Annotated in this window: 20 protein-coding genes; 8 read left to right on the top strand and 12 right to left on the bottom strand. The window is 58.3% G+C overall.

Translation table 11 applies throughout. The annotated features are described in order from the left end of the window. The first annotated feature begins 563 nt into the window (after positions 1-563). Entirely contained in the window at positions 564-1,451 is an 888-nt protein-coding gene (locus ASF84_RS10740; protein WP_056838090.1) for an MBL fold metallo-hydrolase, read from the top strand. A 179-nt stretch (positions 1,452-1,630) separates the two neighbouring features. Here ASF84_RS10740 and ASF84_RS10735 read toward each other — a convergent pair whose 3' ends face one another. Continuing rightward, on the bottom strand, positions 1,631-2,218 hold the full coding sequence (locus tag ASF84_RS10735; protein WP_056838088.1) for a TetR/AcrR family transcriptional regulator: 588 nt from the start codon (positions 2,216-2,218) through the stop codon (positions 1,631-1,633). A gap of 78 nt (positions 2,219-2,296) precedes the next feature. Here ASF84_RS10735 and ASF84_RS10730 point away from each other — a divergent pair, with 78 nt between their 5' ends. Further along, positions 2,297-3,178, top strand: coding sequence for an NmrA family NAD(P)-binding protein (locus ASF84_RS10730; protein ID WP_056838086.1), 882 nt, complete (start codon positions 2,297-2,299; stop codon positions 3,176-3,178). A 218-nt stretch (positions 3,179-3,396) separates the two neighbouring features. Beyond that, positions 3,397-3,708: an ArsR/SmtB family transcription factor gene (locus tag ASF84_RS28465; RefSeq protein WP_082481553.1), complete on the top strand. Its 312-nt coding sequence runs from the start codon at positions 3,397-3,399 to the stop codon at positions 3,706-3,708. Here ASF84_RS28465 and ASF84_RS10725 read toward each other — a convergent pair. The 10 genes from ASF84_RS10725 to speB all read right to left on the bottom strand — a co-directional run bounded on the left by ASF84_RS10725 (position 3,687) and on the right by speB (position 15,606). Further along, a complete protein-coding gene (locus tag ASF84_RS10725) occupies positions 3,687-4,238 on the bottom strand; it encodes a DUF2867 domain-containing protein (RefSeq protein ID WP_056838084.1) in 552 nt (183 codons plus the stop codon). The two genes, ASF84_RS28465 and ASF84_RS10725, sit on opposite strands and share 22 nt — an antisense overlap. A gap of 429 nt (positions 4,239-4,667) precedes the next feature. After that, entirely contained in the window at positions 4,668-6,110 is a 1,443-nt protein-coding gene (locus ASF84_RS10720; RefSeq protein ID WP_056838082.1) for an aldehyde dehydrogenase family protein, read from the bottom strand. A 257-nt stretch (positions 6,111-6,367) separates the two neighbouring features. Next, the gene (locus ASF84_RS10715) at positions 6,368-7,981 is read right to left on the bottom strand and encodes a 5-guanidino-2-oxopentanoate decarboxylase (protein WP_056838080.1); all 1,614 of its coding nucleotides are present in this window, start codon (positions 7,979-7,981) and stop codon (positions 6,368-6,370) included. After that, positions 7,978-9,495, bottom strand: coding sequence for an amino acid ABC transporter permease/ATP-binding protein (locus tag ASF84_RS10710; RefSeq protein WP_056838078.1), 1,518 nt, complete (start codon positions 9,493-9,495; stop codon positions 7,978-7,980). Before ASF84_RS10710 ends, ASF84_RS10715 begins: the two co-directional genes overlap by 4 nt. 254 nt (positions 9,496-9,749) lie before the next feature. Beyond that, on the bottom strand, positions 9,750-10,544 hold the full coding sequence (locus tag ASF84_RS10705) for an ABC transporter substrate-binding protein (RefSeq protein WP_056838076.1): 795 nt from the start codon (positions 10,542-10,544) through the stop codon (positions 9,750-9,752). 32 nt (positions 10,545-10,576) lie between these two features. Beyond that, the gene (locus ASF84_RS10700; protein ID WP_056838075.1) at positions 10,577-11,614 is read right to left on the bottom strand and encodes an isopenicillin N synthase family dioxygenase; all 1,038 of its coding nucleotides are present in this window, start codon (positions 11,612-11,614) and stop codon (positions 10,577-10,579) included. Continuing rightward, on the bottom strand, positions 11,611-12,471 hold the full coding sequence (locus tag ASF84_RS10695; RefSeq protein WP_056838072.1) for a sugar phosphate isomerase/epimerase family protein: 861 nt from the start codon (positions 12,469-12,471) through the stop codon (positions 11,611-11,613). The genes ASF84_RS10700 and ASF84_RS10695 overlap by 4 nt, the downstream gene beginning before the upstream one ends. Before the next feature lie 26 nt (positions 12,472-12,497). Then, positions 12,498-14,012 carry a purine-cytosine permease family protein gene (locus tag ASF84_RS10690; RefSeq protein WP_056838070.1) on the bottom strand — a complete coding sequence of 505 codons (1,515 nt, stop codon included), beginning with the start codon at positions 14,010-14,012 and terminating at the stop codon, positions 12,498-12,500. Between the two features lie 248 nt (positions 14,013-14,260). Continuing rightward, complete coding sequence (locus tag ASF84_RS10685; protein ID WP_056838069.1) at positions 14,261-14,650, bottom strand: nuclear transport factor 2 family protein; 390 nt, start codon at positions 14,648-14,650, stop codon at positions 14,261-14,263. Next, positions 14,647-15,606 (bottom strand): agmatinase, encoded by a 960-nt coding sequence (gene speB, locus ASF84_RS10680; protein ID WP_056839043.1) that lies wholly within the window; start codon positions 15,604-15,606, stop codon positions 14,647-14,649. Before speB ends, ASF84_RS10685 begins: the two co-directional genes overlap by 4 nt. Positions 15,607-15,961: 355 nt before the next feature. On the opposite strand from speB, the gene ASF84_RS10675 reads away from it, so the two are divergent. Both ASF84_RS10675 and ASF84_RS29065 read left to right on the top strand, forming a co-directional pair. After that, positions 15,962-16,852 (top strand): LysR family transcriptional regulator, encoded by an 891-nt coding sequence (locus tag ASF84_RS10675; RefSeq protein WP_056838067.1) that lies wholly within the window; start codon positions 15,962-15,964, stop codon positions 16,850-16,852. Between the two features lie 100 nt (positions 16,853-16,952). Continuing rightward, the gene (locus tag ASF84_RS29065) at positions 16,953-17,807 is read left to right on the top strand and encodes a hypothetical protein (RefSeq protein ID WP_156684206.1); all 855 of its coding nucleotides are present in this window, start codon (positions 16,953-16,955) and stop codon (positions 17,805-17,807) included. A gap of 229 nt (positions 17,808-18,036) precedes the next feature. Here ASF84_RS29065 and ASF84_RS28460 read toward each other — a convergent pair whose 3' ends face one another. After that, entirely contained in the window at positions 18,037-18,834 is a 798-nt protein-coding gene (locus ASF84_RS28460) for an HNH endonuclease (protein WP_082481520.1), read from the bottom strand. 310 nt (positions 18,835-19,144) lie between these two features. On the opposite strand from ASF84_RS28460, the gene ASF84_RS10670 reads away from it, so the two are divergent. The 3 genes from ASF84_RS10670 to ASF84_RS10660 form a co-directional block, all read left to right on the top strand. After that, the gene (locus ASF84_RS10670; RefSeq protein ID WP_056838065.1) at positions 19,145-19,657 is read left to right on the top strand and encodes a BRO-N domain-containing protein; all 513 of its coding nucleotides are present in this window, start codon (positions 19,145-19,147) and stop codon (positions 19,655-19,657) included. 520 nt (positions 19,658-20,177) lie between these two features. Continuing rightward, positions 20,178-20,663, top strand: coding sequence for an Hcp family type VI secretion system effector (locus ASF84_RS10665; RefSeq protein WP_056839041.1), 486 nt, complete (start codon positions 20,178-20,180; stop codon positions 20,661-20,663). Continuing rightward, a partial coding sequence (locus ASF84_RS10660; RefSeq protein ID WP_056838062.1) for a DUF4225 domain-containing protein occupies positions 20,660-21,331 on the top strand: 672 nt, incomplete at its 3' end. The genes ASF84_RS10665 and ASF84_RS10660, both read left to right, overlap by 4 nt.

The raw sequence follows: 21,331 nt of genomic DNA, 5'->3' as shown, positions 1-21,331 counted from the left end.
TCAGGCTCGGCAGGCCGACCGCGGCGAAGTTGAAATCGGGAGCCGTTGCCCGATTTTTCCTTGGCGTCGTCAGACTGGGTATAACTCCGCTTTTTTTGCCGTGAGTAGATGCAGAACAATTTTTTGTACCAAACGCCTACCTGGGTGCGCTTTTCGTTGAAGGCGTACTCACCTCCGCCGAAGTTAAAGCGGTCGAAGGTGAGCGTACATGCTGATCGGGGCCTCCCCGGTCAGCGTAGTGATCTCTACAAACACAGCCCAAAAAAGTGGTTGGCCCACACCACGCTGAAGCGTGCATCCACCTCCATGTGCGCGCAACAACTTCATGCCTTGAAGCTTAGCGGTTACACATCGACCTTCGCTCGGTTCTGGATTAAAAAGTCTCATGCTTCCTTCTAGCATCGTCCAGGTTTGCGGCAGAGGTTCCCTTCGCGTCAAGCGTCGAAAACGTCAGCCTCCCAGACAAACGGGACCATCAATGTGACAAGCCCTTGACATCCAGAACCGATCGTTCCAGGATTGTTTTCAATCGAAGCTTTTATACAACCGAAGGCGTAATACACATGAAAAAAATAATAGCCATTGAAAAACTGTTATTCATTTGCGCCCTCCTGTTCAGTATGGAAAATGCTTCCGCCAACCAATCAGCCAAATTTCCCAACCTTACATTTCATGTATTCACCTCAGAGGAGGATGGTTTTTTTGGCAATTCAGTGATTGTTGAAGGATCCAACGAACTCCTACTCATTGATGCACAACTGACTCGAGCGAACGCACTTAAGGTTCTTGAGCGAATACGATCACTCAAAAAAAATCTTAAGACCATTTATATCACTCACGAGCACGCCGACCATTTCCTAGGATTGGAGGTCTTCAAGGATGCTTTTCCACAGGTCGAGGTTCTAGCTAATTCCAAGGTGGCGAACCGCATAAATGAAGTCTACAAAGATAAACTTGAAAAATGGCAAAGCATCTTTGGGTCAACGGCAGCCACGCGCGAAGTCCCTATCACCCAGTATGACAGCAGCCAACTCAGGTTTGAAGATACGAACATTGAGATTCACAAACATCTTCAAGGAGACACAGATGAGAATTCCTATCTTTGGTTTCCTAATGAGCGCGTAGCGATAGTGAGCGACATGGCGTATGACGAAATGCACGTCTACACTGTGGAAACAACTTATGAGACCCGAAAAAACTGGATTAAAAATCTTGACGCGCTTGCAAAGTTAAACCCCAATATTATCATTCCAGGGCACAGCTTTCCAAACAAAGAACTGGACGCCTACAGCGCGATCAATTTCACAACGCACTATCTTTTGGTATTTGAAGAAGCACTTTCAAAATCAAATACACGCACAGAATTCCAAAAGCACATGAAAGAAAAATACCCAAACGCTGAACTGTTTCTTAGCGTCGAAAGAGCAGCGATTAAATTTTTCGCTCAATAATATTATGCGCCCTGCGTCATACACTTAATTAATTGATCGTGATTGCGCACCCCAAACAGACCCAGGATGATGGCTGGCACCTTGAAATGCACTGGCCTATTTTAAAAATGGCAGCGTACTTATTCTTCACTGTGCGCCACCACACGACAAATCCAGAGCCTTCTAGTATATACAGATTTTTATATACAATCCTGAGGCCACGCCAACAGGGCAAGATCAATTAGGCGGGCAAGTGTCTGGCTATCAGCGCCGACTGAAGGCAGACTTACAACGGCCTGTAATACGCCGAAGTAATACCAAGCCAGCGGATCCAGGTCAACGCTCTCCCCAATCTCACCCTCTGACTGCCCATGGCTCAAAATCTCTAGAAAAATCTGCCGCTGCAGGCAAGCCGCAGTGTTTGCGGCTCTCTTTCCAGCAGCAGTGAGGTCTTCATGCTCAGCGTTACTGCGAGCGATGAGGCAACCAGCGGGGCGCTTTACGTCAGATTCCCTCGGAAGAAACTCACGTAAAAGTGCCTCTATGCTCGCTTTGGAACCTGGCGCTCGGGTCGATTTCATTCGCGCCAATACGCGGCCGGTATACAGCTGAAGAGATTCGTTGAAGAGTCCATCTTTATCATGGAACCGCTGGTACAGGCTTGACCGAGACAAACCCGTTGCCTCGGTCAGATCGCTAATCGACGCATTGGCATACCCGTGACGCCAGAAAACATTTGTCGCCGCTTTCAGGACTGCACCCTCATCATATTGCGGTTTACCGCTCATAAATCCCCCTTTGACAACCTGGAACGATCAGTCCACTATACCTGGACTGATCGTTCCAATGTATAGGAAGATTTTGTCATGCTCAATCAATCGACTAATCAGACGCCACCACTCAGCATCGCCGTTGCCGGCGCCACAGGCCGTGTAGGAAGGCGATTAATCAGTCAGTTAGCGCAGGACCCGGTCACCCTACTGGCGCTCACACGTCGAAAATCCTCCGCGACCTTCCCGTACGAGGTGGTTTCTGCTGAATTAGATTTTGATCAGCCGTCAACGCTCAGAAAAGCACTCGTTGGTGTAGATAAACTGTTCATCGCTCACGGAACTTCACCACAACAAGTCGCCAACGAGATTGCCCTCGTTGACGCGGCCGTAGAAACGGGCGTGCAGCACATCGTAAAACTTTCGGTGATGGGGCCATCGACCGCTATCAATCCATTTGCCTGGCATTCAGTGATAGAGGCACATCTGGGTCAACAACCTATCGCCTCTACCGTCCTGAGACCTACAACGTTCATGGACGTGCTCAAGCGTGCAGGCAACGCTGTTGCGACAGGCACTTGGGCCGGTGCCGCAGGCAATGGACGTGTGAACCTGATAGACACTCGGGATGTAGCGGACGCGGCACGTATCGCATTACTGGAAGAGGTGGCAGAAGACTCGAAACGTGCCTATCACTTGACGGGGGCTCGGAACTGGACAATGCCGCAAGTTGCCGAGGCATTATCCGGCCTGTTAGGCTATACAGTCACCTATACCAATCAGTCTCCCGCTGCACAACAGGCTGCATTAATTACAGCCGGACTCTCCCCCTTTGTCGCTGATCTTCTTTTGGGACTTGATCGCATTTTCCATGACTCTATATTGGTGGAACGAACCTTTACCGTGGAAGACTTGATCGGCAAACCACCGCGCTCGCTGTCCGCTTGGCTCCTTGAGAATCTTGATACCTTCAAATAGAAGTTGCCCGTCATCAGACAGCCAAGCATCACCCCCTGTCGCAAACCCATAGTATTTAACAGATCACCTGTCATTGAATTACTGACAGAGCCGATTTGCCCATGCGATGCAGGCGGGGCCGAGCCTAATCTTAGAGTCTTCCAACCTAGCTTCATCATCGATGACAATTGCCTTCAGCAGACACGCAGTTTATAAATATTACCTATAGGTTGTTTTTCATGAAAGCGTTCAAACACCCGGAAGCCAAGGAGTTTATGCTTGAGCGTATTCTTTATGCTTTAAGCGATCCTGTACGAATGGACATTATTCGTCATCTTGCCGATGTGAATGAAGCGACCTGCGGCGAGCTAGATGGCGGTCGACCTAAATCAAGCGCCTCTCACCATTTCCGAGTCCTCCGTGATGCGGGATTGATGCGCACACGCAGCGTTGGTGCAACCCACATGAACGCTCTTCGAAAGGACGATCTTGAAACACGCTTTCCAGGGCTGCTTGACTGCATACTCAGTCATTTCACTTCGCCAGTCTGATTGTCCTTGGGGACAATAGCCAGGGGCCAACCGACGCGCGCTGCACGGAGGAGACTGGCCTTAACAATCAAGCGGTGAAATGGGGAAATAATGAAGATATAAGCCCGGCCTATAGCGTTATGGCAGTGGACCACCGTTGAAAACACGAGTTGGTTACTGCCTTCTGGCGCTTCAGTACATAGGACCGATATCCGGAAGTCGAGATGTTTGTCATCCTCTCCTAGCAGGATTTCAGTCGGGTTCGTGCTGTAAACGTTGAACACTCCAATCCGATTGGCAAGCGATCCCAAATGTTTGGCTGTCTTGAGACCCAAGCACGCAACGACAGTGTCTCGAACTTTTATGAGCCACCCAACCCAGGCCGGCCGGTGAGACAGGATGAATCGAGCCAGTAATTCTGGACTACGGGATGTGCCCGGAGGGAGCCGGATTGCAAAAGCGTCCGCCAGGTGCATCGACGTGTAAAGGTGAGTGAGACCAGACCTTGAAGGAATGGGTACGGACGTAATCAACTTGAATACTCGGGGCATCGGGACCTCTCCTGAAACGTCAAACGAAAAGCTTGCATATACGGGTCAACGCCGCACCGTGCACGAGGAGTGACAGGACAGTGAAGATAACGCCAGGGTCATCTTCGAGATCAAGAACCGCTGCCTTGGTTAAATGCCCTTCGCTCTGTTTTTTCAGCGAATAGTTTAACGACTTACTTCTGGATCCAGATAGCCAGATCCAGCCCGTCTATTACTCATTTCAGCCAAATACTGAAGTTGTCGATACCGCGTAGCTCAAGCCCTTGAAGTTTGCCAAGCGTCGCGAGAGCAAGCCAGTTTGCTTAATGACCTGATCGATACCGACATCGTAGCGACTGAAACAGAGCTTCAGGCCTTGCAAGTAGTGCCAGCGACGACCGAGTGTGCAGCGCTCCGCCTTGGCGTGCAGCCAAGACGGCAGGTGATCGCCTACAGAGGCGTCTTACTGTCGGTACACCGCGTCACATGCTTGACCGCCTGATACGCCGCCAGCCCCCACGGCCCCAGCTCCCGGCCGATCCCGCTGCCTTTGCTGCCGCCCCACGAGGTTTCGACGAACACCGCCTGGATCGAGTTGATCCACACATGCCCCACTTCCAGTGCATCGGCGACGCGTTCGGCGCGGTGCAGGTCGGTGCTGGCGACGGTGGCGACCAGGCCGAAGCGGCTGTCGTTGGCCTTGGCGATGGCTTGTTGTTCGGTGTCGAAGCGCTGTGTGCACAGCACCGGGCCGAAGATTTCTTCCTGCCACAAGCGGCTGCTGTCCGGTACGTCGGTGTACAGGGTCGGGCTGACGAACCAGCCCGGCCCCTCCAGTACCTCTGCGCCGGCCTGGCAGTGCAGGCCCTCTTGTTGCGCGATAGCGAAATACTCGCGCACCTTGTGCCATTGCGCCTGGCTGGTCAGTGGGCCCATGTCGACCTCTGCTGCCAATGGATTACCGACCCGCAGCGCGGTGAAAGCAGCCTGCAGGCGCGGGATCAATACGTCGGCGATGCCGTCCTGGATCAGCAGGCGTGAGGTGGCCGAGCACATTTGCCCGGCGTTCCAGCAAATGCCGGCGACGATCCACTCCACGGCCTGGTCGGGGTCGCAGTCGTCGAACACGATGAAGGCCGACTTGCCGCCCAGCTCCAGGGTGACCGGCCGGCAATAGGCGGCGGCGCTGCGCATCACCTGGCTGCCGACGCCGTTGCTGCCGGTGAACGACAGCTTGTCCAGGCCGGGGTGATTGCTCAGCGCCGCGCCGGTTTCGGCCTTGCCGTTGACGATGTTCAGCACGCCCGCCGGTAGGCCCAGTACATCGGCGATTTCGCCGTAGGCCTGTTCGATCAGCGGGGTGATTTCCGAGGGTTTGAGCACCACGGTGCATCCGGCGGCCAAGGCCGGGGCCAGTTTCCAGGCGCTGGTGACCAGCGGAAAATTCCACGGCACGATCAGACCGACCACGCCGACAGGCTCCAGCCGGGTGCGCGAGGTAAAACCGGGGGCGGCCAGTTCGACGTCGCGGTGGGTGGGTTGGGTTTCGATCAGGTCGGCGTAATAGCTAAAGGTGGCCACGGCATCGTCAACGTCCAGCTCGGCCTCATGGCGGGGCTTGCCGTTGTTGCGCATCTGCAGGGCGACAAGGGCATCGCGGCGTTGCACGAGGTGCTCGGCCACGTTACGCAGCACGTCCGCACGCTCGGCCACGGGTGTGGTTTTCCAGACCGGGAGCGCGGCACGGGCGGCGGCCACGGCCTGGTCGACCTGGGCGGGGCTGGCGGCGACCCGCTCGGCGAAGGGCTGGCCCAGCGCAGGATCGTGCACAACCAGGACGTCACCGCCCTCGCCTGCTTGCCAATGGCCGTTGATGTAGTGCGGGGTGTGCATGGTGGGGCTCCGTCATGAAGAGTGGGGCGGTGCTGAGAGCTGTGAGCGCGCTTGCCGGAATGCCGCGACCGAGTGCGTAGCGCTCGCAAGATCTCGGAAACGCTGAACATTTAAGTCTGCTAATACACTCAAAATTTGTGGCACGGCTGCAAATTTACGGCTGCTGACACACTCAAAATTTGTGGCACGGCTGCAATTTTACGACTGCTACGCAGCCGGTCGCGGGCAAGCGCGCTCCTACCTCGGGTATGGTGTGATCAGGGGGCGAAGGGTGGGGCTTCGTTGATTTCGATGATCAGCGGCCGGTCGCTCGGCGCCTGGCGCAGCAGGGCTTGCAGGTGGGCGTGGTCGCGGGCGCGTTCGGCGGCGCAGCCAAAGCCGCGGGCGATGGCCAGAAAATCCGGGGTGTAGATGTCGACACCGATCGGGGTGATGTCGCGCCGCTCCATGTAGCGCTTGATCTCGCCGTAGCCGTGGTTATTCCACAGCAGCACGATGATCGCGACCTGCGCCTCCACCGCACTGGCCAGTTCCGGCAGACTGAACTGGATACCGCCGTCACCCATCAGGCTGATCACCGCCCGGCCTGGCTCGGCCAGCTTGGCGCCAATGGCCGCCGGCAGGCCGTAGCCCAGCGTGCCGTAGCCGGTCGAGGAATTGAACCAGCGGCGCGGGCCGTCCAGTTCCACCAAATGATTGCCGCTGTACACCGTCTGGGTCGAGTCGCCGACAAAGCGCGCCTCGGGCAGTACCTCCAGTACGCAGTCGAACAAGCGGCGGTAATGCGCCCAGCCGCTGAACGCCTCGGCCAGTTGTGCGCGCACGGCGGCGGCCCGTTGGGCGCCAGGGCTGTCAGCCTGTGTGGCACGTTCCGGCAGTGCGGCCAGCAAGGCGCGCACGGCCAGTGCCGCATCGCTGAGAATCGCCAGCCCCGGCGCATGGTTGCGGGTCAATTGCTCGGCATCGATGTCGATGCGGATCAGTTCGCCGCCAATCCTGAAGTTGCCGTCGAACACCACGTCGTAATCGGTCTCGCCCAGTTCGGTGCCGATCGCCAGCACCACATCGGCGTCGAGCGCCAACTGGCGCACCGGCACCAGCGACTGGTTGCTGCCCAGCAACAAAGGGTGATCGCCTGGCAACAGGCCCTTGGCATTGATGGTCAGCGCGGTGGGCGCGTCCAGCCGGGCGACCAGCTCACGCACCTCGTCCAGTGCTGACACACAGCCGCCGCCCAATAGCACCAAGGGCTGCCGGGCCGCGCGCAGGCGGGCAGCGGCGTCGGCAATGGCGACCGGGTCCGGCGCCGGGCGAGTGATGACCCGGCGCGGTTGCACGCTCAGGTGTGCGGCGCTGGCGGTGATGATGTCCAGCGGCAGCTCGAGGTGCACCGGCCGGGGCCGCTGGCCGTCGAACACGGCAAAGGCCCGGGCCAGGACGGCGGGCAGCTCATCGACGTTCATCAGCGTGTGGCTGAAGGCGCTGACCCCGGCGACCATGGCGCGCTGGTTCGGCAGCTCGTGCAGGTAACCGTTGCCCAGGCCCAGCCGCGGGCGCTCGTTGACGCTGGAGATCACCAGCATCGGGATCGAGTCGGCGTAGGCCTGGCCCATGGCGGTGAGGATATTGGTCATGCCGGGGCCGGTGATGATAAAGCACACCCCCGGCTGGCCGCTGACCCGCGCATAACCGTCGGCCATGAAGCCCGCGCCCTGTTCATGGCGCGGGGTCACATGGCGAATACCGCTGCCCGGCAGGCCGCGATACAGCTCGACCGTGTGCACGCCGGGAATGCCGAACACGGTGTCCACGCCCCAGGCCTGCAGCTGCCTGACCAGAAACTCGCCACACGTCGATTCAGACCGGCTCATGCCACCGCCTCCTGTTGCAAACCAATGAAGCGCTGCACGCGCGGATCGCCCTCGTGGCGGATCGCCGCCGGCGAAGCGTCGGTGACCACATGGCCGTTTTCCATGAACACGATGCGGTCGGAAATCGACAGCGCGAAATCCATCTCGTGGGTAACGATCAGCATGGTCATGCCCTCGGCGGCCAGGTCGCCAATGACCTTGAGCACATCGCCCACCAGCTCCGGGTCCAGTGCCGAGGTGGGTTCGTCGAACAGCATGATGTCAGGCTCCATCGCCAGGGCGCGGGCAATCGCCACGCGCTGCTGCTGGCCGCCGGACAACTGGTGCGGGTACTTGTCGGCATGCGCCAGCAGCCCCACCCGGTCGAGCAAGGCATGGCCCTTGCGGCGCAGCTCGGCGGTCTGGGCCAGGCCGTGGTAGCGCGGCGCCAGGATCACGTTGTCGAGGATGGTGCGGTGCGGGAACAGGTTGAAGTTCTGGAACACCATGCCGATGCGGCCGATGCCCTGGCGGATCACCGGCGAGTCGGGCCGCTTGCCGGCCTTGATGAAGTCCTGGCCGAACAGCACGATCTCGCCTTGCTCGATGCTTTCCAGGCTATTGATGGTGCGGATCAGCGAGGTCTTGCCGGAGCCGGACGGGCCAATGATGGAAATCACCTCGCCGGGGCGCACGTTCAGGTCGATGCCCTTGAGCACTTCGTGGTTGCCGTAGCGCTTGTGGATGTTGCGCAGTTGCAAGGCGTCGGGCTGCCCCGGTGCGGCCTGCACCCGTGGCTTGCCGACCGCCGCCGGCTGACGCAAGGCCTGGGTTTGACTAGCGTCGAGGGTCTGGGCGTTCTTGCGCGACAAGTCCAGATGCCGCTCGGCCCACTGCAACAGCCAGCCGAACAGCGTGACGATCAGCACGTAGTACACCGCCACCGCCGCCAGGGTTTCGAGCACCAGGAAGTTCTGCGCATACAGACGCTGGCCCACCAGCAGCAATTCGCTGAGCGAGATCACCGAGACCAGCGAGGTGAGCTTGACAATGGTCACGTATTCGTTGGTCAGGGTCGGCAACGAGATGCGAATCGCCTGCGGGATGATCACCAGCCGCTGCGCGCCCAGCCCACGAATACCCAGTGCCTTGGCCGCTTCACGCTGACCCTTGAGCACCGACAGCAAACCGCCCCGGTGAATCTCGGCCATGTAGGCGGTTTCGGTCAGCACCAGCGCAATCAGCCCGGCGTAGAACGGTTGCGACAGCACGCTGCCGGCGCTCGGGAACAGCTGCGGCAGGTTGTAGACGAACACCAGCAGCACCAGCAGCGGGATGCTGCGAAACAGCCAGATGTACAGGCTGGCCGGCAGGCGCAGCCAGGCATGGCTGGACAGCTTGGCGCTGGCCAGCACAAACCCTAGGGCCAGGCCCAGGGTCCAGGACAAGGTGCTGAGCTGCACCACCGTCAGGCAGGCCTTCCAGAAGGCCGCGACGGAGAACAGCGAGAAAAAATAGGCCCATTCGAATGCCATGATGACCTCGGTGCAACAGATGGATGGCGATCGGCCGCACGGCGATCCGTTTACCGCCGCGACCTGTATAGGAGCGCGCTTGCGCTTACCCGCGACCGAGTGCGCAGCAGTCGTAAAATTGTGGCGTTTCACAAATTTCTGAATGCGCTGCCAATCCTAGATTTTCAGCGCTCTCTGGATTTCTGTGAGCGCTTCGCACTCAATCGCGGGCAGAGCCCCCTCCCACAAGATCGCGTCGGCCGTGACTCAGGGGGTCATGCCGGTTCCAGGTTGTACTTCTTGAGCATCTCGGTGTACTCGTGGCTGTGCTTGTAGGTCTCGACCACGCCGCGCAGTTGCTCCAGCAGTTCGCTGTTGCCCTTCTTCACGTAGATGCCCAGGGTCTGTGGGTACAGGGCCTTGTCCGAGCTGATGGTGATGCGGCCACGGGCCTTGTCGATGATCATCTTCGCGGCGGCGGAGATTTCCAGGTGCGCCTGGATATTGCCCGACATCAAGGCCTGCGAGGCCTCGGCGGTGGTGGGGAATTCGCTGATGGCGATCTCGCCCTTGTTCTGCCTGGCACAGTAGTCGGCCGATACCGCCTTGAGCTGGTTGACCCAGTTGGTGCCCTGCTGCAGGCCGACCTTCATGCCGCACAGGTCTTCAGGCTGCTGTGGCTTGGCAGTGCTGTCGCTGCGCACCATGATCGCCGCGCCCACCTGCGCGTACGGGATGGCATCGGCCTGCTTGGTGCGCTCGTCGGTGATGTACATGCCCGAGATGATGGTGTCGAAGCGGTTGGCGTTCAGGCCCAGGATCAGGTTCGGAAAGCGCGTGTCGACAAACTCGACCTTCAGGTCACCCAATTGCTTGGCCAGCGCGGTGGACACTTCGGGGTCGAAGCCCACCACCTTGTCGCCGTCGTAGGACTCGAAGGGCGGGTAGGAAATCTCCATGCCGACCTTGAGCGTGCCGGGGGTGGCAGTCGGGGCCGCCTGGACGCTGCCGGCGAACAGCGCCAGGCCGATCAGGGAAGTGGCAAGGCGCGAAAACGGGGTGCTTGGCATAGTCGTCATTCCAGATTGAGGGAAAAGGCAGGTCACGAAGTCACGCTCTGGTTTTTCAGGTGCCCGAAGCTTGAAGGCTTTCTGGCGTGTTCCGGCAAGGCGATCTGCCCGTCGGCCACACGCTGGCGAAGGTACTGGTAGGTCTGCAAAGCCTGGGCCCACATGTGCTCGCCGATGGCGATGGGCGCATAGTGCTGCTCGCCATCGGCGAACTGGGGCAAGGGTTTGATCTGGGTGTGGTAGTCGCAGGCATAGAACAGCGGAAACGAATAGCGCTCGTGCCTGACCTTGCGCACGCGGTGGGCGGTGGCGACGAAGGCGCCGGCGGTCATCACCTCCAGCATGTCGCCGATATTGACCACAAAGGCGCCCTCGAGCGGCGGCGCGTCGATCCACTCGCCCTGCTCGTTCATGACTTCCAGGCCCGGCTGGTCGGCCTTGAGAATGGTGAAGCACTCATAATCGGTGTGCGCGCCGATGCCCGGTGCGTCCTGGGCGTCGCCATCGAACGGGTAGTGAATCAAACGCAGCTTGGACGGCGGAAAGCGGGCCATGTCATCGAAGGCCTGCTCGTCCAGCCCGAGCGCCAGGGCAAAGCCGCGAAACAACTGGTGCCCCAAGGCAAACACCGCCTGGTAGTAAGCCTGCACCGCCGGCTTGAAACCGGGCAGCGTCGGCCAGTGGTTCGGCCCCAGCAACGGCGTGCCGGCCAGCACCAGCGGGTTATCGGCCGGCACTTCGAAGCCGATGTCGAACGCCTCTTTATGGTCCGGCTTGCCGGTGCCGTACACCTCCTCGCCTTCCGGTACAAAGCCCTTGTGGCTTTGCGAAGCGCCGATGTAGTGCTGCATCTTGGCGTCCAGCGGCTGGGCGAAATAATCCTCGGCCGCCTTGTGCAGGTTGTCGATCAGTTCGGGCGCGATGCCGTGGCCGGTGATGTACAGAAAGCCCACATGCCGGGCCGCCTCGCCCAAGGCCTGGGCCACCGCCTGGCGGTCCTCCAGGCGTGCACTGAACAGTCCCTGGATATCGACCACGGGAATGTGGGTAAAAGCAGCACGTTCACTCATGGCAACAGGCCCTCGGGGCGGTTGGAAAAAGCATTGAAATGCGCACGTTCCGTGCGGCCCATCCAGGCATTCAGGCCCCAGAGGTCGGCCACTGGCACATCGGTAAAGGGCAAGTGATGCAGGTAACCGTCAGGGCCGAATTCCGGCGTCAGCGTGGTGCCGGTAAAGCCCCGGGCCTGTTGCGAGCGCCAGATCGCTTCCCAGTGCTGCTGATGAAAGGCCAGCGCGGCGGCGTATTCCGGGGCACCGGGATGCGGCACTTGCGGGCCCTGGTCATAGCCGACCCGGGCCTGAATGTGGTGCACACGCTCGACAAAGGCGCTGAGGTCATCGGCGGGGTCGTCGAGCAGCCGCTCGCAGGTCACCACCCAGTGGCTGATGTCACTGGTGAAGCGCAGGTCCGGCACTTGCTCGATCAGTTGCAGGGTCAGCCACGGATTGAACAGCGAACGCGCCCGGTGCGTCTCGAAGCTGCACAACAGGCCGCTGCGCCGGGCAATCGCCAGCGCCTCACCGAAGAAATCCACCTGCTGCGCCAGCGGCCAGCGGTCGTTGCCGGCCAGCACGTTGACGAAGCGTGGTTCCAGCTCGGCGGCCAGTTGCAGCTTGTGGGCGAAGTCCGCCAGGTGCTCGGCGGGTGTGGCCGATTGCTGCGGCAGCACCGGCGTCGAGGTGAACAGAATGGCAATGTACGGCACCCGGTCGGCGCGCAGAAACGCTGCAGCGTCCGCGCGGGTTTTCGCGTCTTCGGGAATGCGCGCTTCCAGGCCATCGAAGCCGGCGGCGCGGGCTTCGTCCAGCGCCTGTTGCCAGGGGCCGCGATAGCCCCATAGCGTACGAAAGAGTTGCAGTTGCATGGCAAGACCTCACCGCCTGCGCGGGCTCATGAATGGGCGGTGACCACCGGGGCGGCGTTGCTCAGGGCCTTGCGCCCCAGCATCGGGTGCGCGCCCTTGGGGCCGTACACCGAGGCCGGCTCCGGAAAGGTGCGCAGCAGGGTCAGGTACAGCAATGCGGCCAGGCCCAGGGTGATCGGCAGGCTGATGTCGATACCGCCGGCCAACTCGCCCAGCGGCCCGACGAACTGCCCCGGCAGGTTGACGAAGCACAGGCCCACCACCGCGCTTGGAATCCACGCGCCCAGGCCACGCCAGTTCCAGCCATGGTGAAACCAGTAGCGCCCGCCGCGCTGGCCACGGGTGAACACTTGCAGGTCATCGGCGTGGTAGAAGCCGCGGCGGCTGACCAGGCCCAGGATCATCACCACCATCCACGGGCTGGTGCAGGTAATGATCAGCACCGCGAAGGTCGACACGCTCTGCACCAGGTTGAAGGTGAAGCGGCCGATGAAGATAAAGGCAATCGCCGCCACGCCGATCAGCAGCGTGGCGCCAGCGCGGCTGAGCAGGCGCGGGAACATGCTCGACATGTCCAGCCCCGTGCCATACAGCGCCGTGGTGCCGGTCGACAGCCCGCCGATCACCGCAATCAGGCACACCGGCAGGAAGAACCAGCCCGGCGAGATCGCCAGCAGCCCGCCGACATAGTTATTGGCCTCGATGTACTGCGGCGCCTGGGTGGCCACCAGCGTGGCGGTGCACAGGCCGAACAGGAAGGGAATCAGCGTGCCGGCCTGGGCGGCCAGCACCGCAAGCATGATGCGGCGCTTGGCGGTGTCACGCGGAATGTAGCGCGACCAGTCGCCCAGGAAGGCGCCGAACGACACCGGGTTGCTCATCGCCAGCAGCGCCGCACCAATGAACGCCGCCCAGAACCCCGGCTGCGCCAGGCTGACCGTGCCGGCGTAACCGGTATCGAACGGCCCGGCAAAGGCCAGGATGCCCAGCAGAAACAGCAGGCTCGACGCCCACACCGCGATCTTGTTGACCCACAGCATGAAGCGAAAGCCGAAGATGCACACCACCAGCACCAGCACCGCGAACAGCCCATAGGCCAGCCCCAGGCTCAGGTCGGTTTCCGGCAGGCCGACCAGGCGCCGGGCGCCGCCGACCAAGGCATCACCGGAACTCCACACCGACAGCGAAAAGAACGCCACCGCCGTCAGCAGTGACAAAAAGGAGCCGATGATGCGCCCGTGCACACCGAAATGCGCCCCGGACGACACCGCATTGTTGGTGCCGTTAAGCGCCCCGAACAAGCCCATGGGCGCGAGGATCAACGCCCCTACCGTCACGCCCAGCACAATGGCCCAGACCCCGGCCTGGAACGACAACCCGAACAACACCGGAAAACTGCCCAGCACCGCCGTGGCAAAGGTATTGGCGCCGCCGAAGATCAGGCGAAACAGGTCAATGGGGGATGCATCGCGTTGACTGTCGGGAATCTGCTCGACCCCGAAGGTCTCGATGCGGGTTTCGGTACGCGTCGAATGGCTCATGTGCTGCTCCAGCGCCTGTCACGGTTGTTGTAAGGCCAGCGCAGGCACGCTGACCCTTTATGGTCGCCCGTTGACCCCGGGCGCAGGGTTGAAACTGATTCTTGTAATCCTTGCCTGGCACTCTGTAGGAGCGCGCTTGCCCGCGACCGAGTGCGTAGCGCTCGCAAAAATTGTGTGGCCGCTGAAATTTTACGACTGCTAACGCAGCCGGTCGCGGGCAAGCGCGCTCCTACACCCCCCGCCAACCGTCAACCCGGGCTGGCTACTGACAAATGCTCATGCCAGGCCAGCCAGCGGCCGCCCTCCTGCCGAAACACGATGGTCTCGCGCTCTTGCAAATGGTGTTCCTCCCCGGCCATGCGGATGTGCGTGGCCACGTCATGCACAAACACCGCCGCATCCCCCTGCACACTCACCCGGCCGTTGCTCGACTCACAACCCAGCACCGCAAACCCCTCGGCCTGCCATTGCTGCCACAGCGCCTCATACTCGGCCCGCGTGTTCAACGGCGCCGCCAGGGTGTGAAAGACAAAGCTGGCCTGCGCACTGAAGCACTCGAAATAGCGCGCCGTGTCGTTGCTGGCAAAGGCCGCCACCAGGTCCGCCGCCGCGTGCAGCACCTCGGCTTCGCGGCTCATCGGCGTACCACGCCAGGCAACACGCAGAGCATTTCGTACAGCAGGTTGGCGCCCAGCAGCGAGGTGTTGCCGGTGGTGTCATACGGCGGCGACACTTCAACAAGATCGCAACCAATCAGGTCCAGCCCCTGGCAGCCGCGAATGATCTCCAGCGCCTGGATGGTGGTCAGCCCGCCGACTTCCGGCGTGCCGGTGCCTGGCGCCCAGGCCGGGTCGATGCCGTCGATGTCGAACGACAGGTACACCGGCCCCCCGCCGACCTTCTCGCGCACCTCGGCCATCAGCGGCGTCAGCGACTTGTGCCAGCACTCCTCGGCCTGCACCACGCGAAAGCCCTGCTTGCGGCTCCAGTTGAAATCCTCGGCGGTATAGCCCTGTGCGCGCAGGCCGATCTGCACCACCCGCTCGCTGTCGAGCAGGCCCTCTTCCTGGGCACGGCGGAACGTGGTGCCGTGGGCGATTTTCTCGCCGAACATGTGATCGTTGACGTCGGCATGCGCATCGATGTGCACCAGCCCGACCTTGCCGTGCTTCTTGTGAATGGCGCGCAGGATCGGCAGCGTCAGCGTGTGGTCGCCGCCCAGGGTCAGCGGCACGATGCCGTGGCCCAGGATGCGGTCATATTCCTGCTCGATGATGCGCACCGCGTCGAGCAGGTTGAAGGTATTGATCGGCACATCACCGATGTCGGCCACGTTCAGCGAATCGAACGGCGCGGCACCGGTGGCCATGTTGTAGGGACGGATCATCACCGACTCGGCGCGGATCTGCCGCGGGCCAAAACGGGTGCCGGAACGCAGGGAGGTGCCGATGTCCAGCGGAATGCCGACAAACGCCGCATCCAGGCGGTCAAGCGCCTCGGCGGCCTGCACATGCGGCAAGCGCATCATGGTGGCGATGCCGCCGAAACGAGGCATCTCGTTGCCGCCCAAGGGCTGGTGGAAAGTCGTGTCCACGGAGTTGGCCTCACCGGTTGTCATTGAAGTGACGGCCATACTGGTGCCCGCCGACAAACGGAAGAATCGCTGCCAACAAATATTCAGTTCAGAGATTTCTAAACTATCCGCGGATACACTGCGCCTGATGCCCCGTGATGCCTTATCCAATCCAAACCCTGTGCAATAACGGTGATCTGTAAACTCAAGGCAGCCTACAACCCCATTGACACGCTGCAATTCTCTATCCAACACAGCCTCTGTGGGAGGGGGCTCTGCCCGCGATGGCGCCACCCCATAACCACTGCCTGAAACCTCGAACTACGCGCCACCGACCATAAGCCCCAAACTCACCACGCCTCACCCCGGAGCCCCCATGTCCTCTGCCCTGCCCGACCTCAAACTGCTGCGCATCTTCGCCTGCGTAGTACGCCACCAGGGCTTTGCCGCTGCGCAACAGGAACTCAACCTCTCCACCTCCGCCATCAGCACCTACATGAGCCAGCTCGAAACCCAGCTCGGCCTGGTGCTCTGCCATCGCGGCCGGGGCGGCTTCAGCCTGACCAGCAAGGGCGAACTGTTCCACCAGGAAACCCTGCGCCTGCTCGCCGAACTCGAAGGCTTCGAACGCTACAGCGCCGCCCTCAAGGGCGAACTGCGCGGCACCCTCAACCTGGGCGTGCTCGACTCCACCGTCAGCGACCCGGCCCTGCCACTGGCCGACGTCATCGGCGCCTACAGCAAGGAACACCCCGCCGTGCACCTGCACCTCTCGGTGCTCAGCCCGGCGCAATTGCAACTGGGCGTGCAGGAAAACCGCCTGGACCTGGCCATCGGCGCCTTCTCCATCCGCATGAACGGCCTCATGTACCAGGCCCTGTACCGCGAACAGCACTGGCTGTACTGCAGCGACCGCCACGAACTGTTCGACCAGCGCCGCATCCCCGCCGAAGTCATCACCCAGCAACGCATGGTCGGCCGCGGCTACTGGAGCCAGTCCGAACTGGCCCGCCACGGCTTCAAACACAGCGCCGCGACCGTGGAATCGATGGAAGCCCAACTGATCCTGGTACTGTCGGGGGCGTATATCGGGTATTTGCCGGAACACTACGCGCAATTCTGGGCGGACCAGAAACGGTTGAAAGTGCTGTTGCCGACCACGTTCGGGTACCAGGCGCCGTTTTCGCTGGCGTTGAGGCGGGGACGGGCGAGAGAGCCGTTGATACAAAGTTTTCGGGATCGGTTGAAGGGGTGGTTCGAAGATTAATAATTAGAAGAAAACCTTATTACTTTTAAAGCTAGCAGTAGCTTACGACAGGCCATCGAAAAGAAATTTAATTAGCATCAGACAAGGATCCTTAGTCACTATGACCACGCCCCACACCTTTAAAAAATACCCGACAGCATCGTGGGAGTCATTAAATAACAAAAAGACTAGAACCACCTTAGCCAAATTGCTACTTGCGCTTCTTTCATTAGGAAGCGCTCACTACATAGGGTTTTTAATAGAAATACCGTTTGAAATGCTCTCATTAATTTCTTTAGAGTTCGCCGCAAGCTTTATAGCTCTTTTCGCATTCTACCTCACACTAAGCTACACCGTGAGCAAAGTTTTTTCCTTTGCGCTCTCTCAATTTTATTATTCCATATCAGCCTTAGTGGCAAGTGGAGTATTAGCATTTAGGAATGCCCGACCTAAAAAGCCAAGTTCAAAACTAGTAAAGCTACACAAAGACACCCCACTACTGGAGAAAGTATCTTACTGGCTAGCCATATCAATATGCTTTCCATTTTTATTTAACTTTTCATACCTGCGACTAAACATTGAGCAGACAAGTCAACTCATAGCAGTTACTTTTTTCTCCATACTCGTTGCATCTATCCTTAAGACTGAGATACTCATTCGCCCTAAGCGACAAATACGTCGAATCTTAGATAAAAAAAGATCAGCCTTAAGAAGACGATTATTTAGAGATTACATATATCTAGCAGCAGGCTCAGCTGTAGCACTTTCATTTTATACAGGCTACCTGAGATATGAAAAAATAATGCATGAAGAAAGACTGTACATTGAGCACAAAAAATACAACGGATGGGCAAAAATACTAATGAAATCTGGAAGCTCCTATTTATTAGTTGACGACCTAAAAAAACCTGACACCCTCATATATATTGACAACAACACCTCTATAAAGGTAATTGATTTAACATCTGAGAAATAAAAACTCTTTACAGTCATACTGTTAGCGCACTCACAATAAAACACCTAAACCAGCCTTTACAGAATCTGTAAAGGCTTACCCCTCCCTCAGCTACCAATTGGCAACTGCAACCATCTATCACCTTATAGCACTTCGGGCACCTGACAGCACACCTAACTTCTTTTGCACGGACGCGCGCCCTGTAATCCTACACCGTGCTTTGACCCCAGACCTAACATTAAAAAAACACCTATTTTTTTGATACCCACTGTATACGAAGCATCGCCTTCAACTCTTCTATACTGACAGTTCTGTCTCTTCTTCGATGAATTACGGCGTGACAGTTTGCGCACAAAGGGACCATATCGCTTTCTGGGCTGACTACTTTAGCCCCCTCAAACTGCGAGATTGGAACAACATGGTGCACATGAACATACCCTTTAGCATATTCACCATAACCAGCTTCAAAATTAAAACCACACACCTTGCATTCCAAACCATGAAAGGCAATGGCTTGACGCCTTAAAATCGGGTCACGCTCGTAACGCTCACCAAAATATTTTATTTTATCCCCTTCAACACGAGAAACCAGTGCAACCTCATCAGAACCTGAAGAAAATTCTCGTAAAACAGCCGGCAAACGCTTAGCAGACCCAACAATTGAATTATAAACATCAACATCAATCTTCCTGACGGCGCTCCGCCAATAATTATTTATTCTTGAGTCTGGAATCCTCTCAAAATAACCATCTCCACTTTTTGCCGACACAGCTTCAGCAAAAGCTGAATACGCACCAATCACCGCAAAAAAATCAGCTTTAGAGCTTCTTTCATCCGGATAGACCTTGACCACTTCCGCCGTGCCAAAATAATGCGGAGCATTACTAAGACGCTGACTAGAGAACTTTTTTTCCTTAATGCGGCCTTTGTAATAAATCACTTTTGTTCCTGGCAACAATAATGATTTATACATATTCGGAAAATGGTAAATATCACCCGTTTTGTCTTCCCAGTCTGAAATATCATTTTCGACGATTACTGCATACATTATTCAGCCCTCCATGAAGGGCTACAGACTACCAAAATCCAGGAAAAATCCTACAACACTAATCGAACAATACGACATTCAACCTACGGTCCTACGCTTTTTGTCAGTTGATGACCACCTATTCATTCATCACACATTTCGTATAATTCCCTCGGTGCCTAAGAAACACCCAACGTAGATAAGCGCTCACCAAGCTGCCAAGCCCCTCGATGAACGAGTGGGCTGCTGGCCTTGGTGGACGTCGTTGGGATTTCTTCGCCTCTCTACGTTGGTCGTCAGCACCACTCCCATCCAAACGTAGAGATTTATCATGCAAAACGATCCATACCCATTCGCCCCCACCATCTTCATCCGCCACCACCGCCAACTCCGCGCCCTGCTCCTGGAAAACCAGGCCTGGTTCTGCGCTCGCGACCTGAGCAAGCTCATCGCTTGGCCCTTGAACGAGCGCACCACGCTCAAGCTTGATCCGGACCAGCGCCGCACGCTGTGGCTGGAAAGCCATGGCGAGTGTGAGTCAGAGCTGATGGTCAGCGAGTCGGGGGTGTATGCCTTGCTGGTGCATCACTATCACCCCGAGCAGCGTGGCTTGCGGCGCTGGATTACCAATGAGGTGGTGGCAGCCTTGCGTGATGCGCCGCCGTCGAGCGATGAGCAACTGGCGCCGGTGTTGAGTGTGTTGCAGTGGCCGGGGCTGTCGATGAGTGTGCTGCATTGGCAGAACGAGCCGTGGGTACGGTTGCGGGACATGCCGCAGGTGCTGGCGGTGCCGGAGGCTGGCAAGGCTGGTGGGTCTTGGTGGCGGGGGTGTATTGGGCGGTAGATCGTGGGAAGCGGCTTGCCGGCAATGACTGCTTTACAGCCGCTGCCTGTGTACTGTCCCTGATGGCCTCATCGTCGGATCGCCGCCCGGGGCAGAGCCCCCTCCCACAGGTTCGATGAGCACCCCGGATTTTGTGCCTGGCATCAGACCGTGGGAGGCGGCTTGCCGGCGATGGCTGCTTTACAGGCGCTGCCTATGTACCGTTGCTGCTGGCTTCATCGTCGGGTCGCCACCCAGCACAGCGTCCTCCCTTCCACTGAGCAAGGCATTGATGACCCTTTCATCAGACTCGGTGTCAGGCTGAAAATACTCATCAACTTGAACATCAATGGCCATTGGCAACAGCCATTTCGGACACGTCCTACATATTGCCGGGAAGCTCGAAAATAGACTGGTCCTCCATTTATCAAGGAGGAYCGTCATGGCGAACTGCGGCTATATGACCATCAAGGGCGAGAAACAGGGCCTGATTTCGGCGGGGTGTTCGACGCCGGTCTCGATGGGCAATAAATGCCGCGTCATGGCGAACTGCGGCTATATGACCATCAAGGGCGAGAAACAGGGCCTGATTTCGGCGGGGTGTTCGACGCCGGTCTCGATGGGCAATAAATGCCAGACCGGGCACAGCGACGAGATCATGGTGCTGTCGTTCGCGCACAACATGGCCAATATCGACAACGCCCGGCACGCCACCCACCGCCCGGTGTTCATCACCAAGCATGTCGACAAGTCTTCGCCCTTGCTGAGCCAGGCCCTGGCTAACCGTGAGCGGGTTGACTGCATCATCAATTTCTACCGCACCGCCGCATTCGGGGCGCAAGAGAAGTTCTACACCGTGGAAATCCGCGGCGGGTTGCTGACCGAACTGACCCTGGATATGCCGCATGTGCTGATGCAAGGCGATGCCCAGCCGCAAGAGCATGTTGCCATTCGTTACCGCGACATTATCTGGACGCACCATACGGCAGGCACGACCGGGTATGCGTCATGGAGTGCCGAGTCATGACGCTGCTGGAGAAGAAGCCTGCGGCGRRCGGGCATGGGCTGGCGGAGGTCGAGCAGGCGGCGATTTCGCTGCAAGGGCAAGCGTGTACGTTATCGGCGCGGCATATTCAGGATGGGATGTTGCGGCTGCAGTTTAATCGGGAGATCGCTTGTTTTGCACAAGGGATTTTAGAGGATGTAAAGGCCGAACTAAAAGATGCCCARGAAGGTTTGGATGCGATCACAGCAGAAATCAARAGACTCTCCATCCAATCATTTGARGTAGGTAAAAAAGTCGTAGGCGTCGCCGCTGGCACCGCACAGATTGCCACAGGGGCCGGTGTTTGTACGGGATCMGGAGGAACACTTTGCTTATTTTTYGGCCTTCCCCTTGTTTCTCATGGRATCAATAACATCTATGAAAATGGCCATAATCTAATTGGAAACCGCACGGACACAGAGGGGTGGGTACGCAAACAATACCAGGGGCTTTCTGTGTGGCTTGGCGGTACAGAACATGAAGGAAACATGGCCTATGGCGCGGCTGACTTGGGATTGTCTTTTTACGGATTAGTTCGACTTATAAAAAAACCTGACGCTTGGCGGCTTTGGCGATATACAGAGAGCGACAAAGTCAGAGCATATAAAAGCGCATCAAAATATGCACTCGGCCTTGAACTCGGCCTTGAA

Source organism: Pseudomonas sp. Leaf127 (assembly GCF_001423155.1).
Lineage (GTDB): Bacteria > Pseudomonadota > Gammaproteobacteria > Pseudomonadales > Pseudomonadaceae > Aquipseudomonas > Aquipseudomonas ovata.
This window is presented reverse-complemented; position numbering and strand designations above follow the sequence as displayed.

What these genes read in the sequence shown, in the direction of transcription:
- ASF84_RS10730 (WP_056838086.1), top strand. Translation starts at nt 2,297, where the DNA reads ATGCTCAATCAATCGACTAATCAGACGCCACCACTCAGCATCGCCGTT.
- ASF84_RS10710 (WP_056838078.1), bottom strand. Translation starts at nt 9,495, where the DNA reads ATGGCATTCGAATGGGCCTATTTTTTCTCGCTGTTCTCCGTCGCGGCC.
- ASF84_RS10700 (WP_056838075.1), bottom strand. Translation starts at nt 11,614, where the DNA reads ATGAGTGAACGTGCTGCTTTTACCCACATTCCCGTGGTCGATATCCAG.
- ASF84_RS10665 (WP_056839041.1), top strand. Translation starts at nt 20,178, where the DNA reads ATGGCGAACTGCGGCTATATGACCATCAAGGGCGAGAAACAGGGCCTG.
- ASF84_RS10740 (WP_056838090.1), top strand. Translation starts at nt 564, where the DNA reads ATGAAAAAAATAATAGCCATTGAAAAACTGTTATTCATTTGCGCCCTC.
- ASF84_RS28460 (WP_082481520.1), bottom strand. Translation starts at nt 18,834, where the DNA reads ATGTATGCAGTAATCGTCGAAAATGATATTTCAGACTGGGAAGACAAA.
- ASF84_RS10725 (WP_056838084.1), bottom strand. Translation starts at nt 4,238, where the DNA reads ATGCCCCGAGTATTCAAGTTGATTACGTCCGTACCCATTCCTTCAAGG.
- ASF84_RS10685 (WP_056838069.1), bottom strand. Translation starts at nt 14,650, where the DNA reads ATGAGCCGCGAAGCCGAGGTGCTGCACGCGGCGGCGGACCTGGTGGCG.
- ASF84_RS10735 (WP_056838088.1), bottom strand. Translation starts at nt 2,218, where the DNA reads ATGAGCGGTAAACCGCAATATGATGAGGGTGCAGTCCTGAAAGCGGCG.
- ASF84_RS10670 (WP_056838065.1), top strand. Translation starts at nt 19,145, where the DNA reads ATGCAAAACGATCCATACCCATTCGCCCCCACCATCTTCATCCGCCAC.
- ASF84_RS29065 (WP_156684206.1), top strand. Translation starts at nt 16,953, where the DNA reads ATGACCACGCCCCACACCTTTAAAAAATACCCGACAGCATCGTGGGAG.
- ASF84_RS28465 (WP_082481553.1), top strand. Translation starts at nt 3,397, where the DNA reads ATGAAAGCGTTCAAACACCCGGAAGCCAAGGAGTTTATGCTTGAGCGT.
- ASF84_RS10675 (WP_056838067.1), top strand. Translation starts at nt 15,962, where the DNA reads ATGTCCTCTGCCCTGCCCGACCTCAAACTGCTGCGCATCTTCGCCTGC.
- ASF84_RS10690 (WP_056838070.1), bottom strand. Translation starts at nt 14,012, where the DNA reads ATGAGCCATTCGACGCGTACCGAAACCCGCATCGAGACCTTCGGGGTC.
- ASF84_RS10705 (WP_056838076.1), bottom strand. Translation starts at nt 10,544, where the DNA reads ATGCCAAGCACCCCGTTTTCGCGCCTTGCCACTTCCCTGATCGGCCTG.
- ASF84_RS10695 (WP_056838072.1), bottom strand. Translation starts at nt 12,471, where the DNA reads ATGCAACTGCAACTCTTTCGTACGCTATGGGGCTATCGCGGCCCCTGG.
- ASF84_RS10715 (WP_056838080.1), bottom strand. Translation starts at nt 7,981, where the DNA reads ATGAGCCGGTCTGAATCGACGTGTGGCGAGTTTCTGGTCAGGCAGCTG.
- ASF84_RS10720 (WP_056838082.1), bottom strand. Translation starts at nt 6,110, where the DNA reads ATGCACACCCCGCACTACATCAACGGCCATTGGCAAGCAGGCGAGGGC.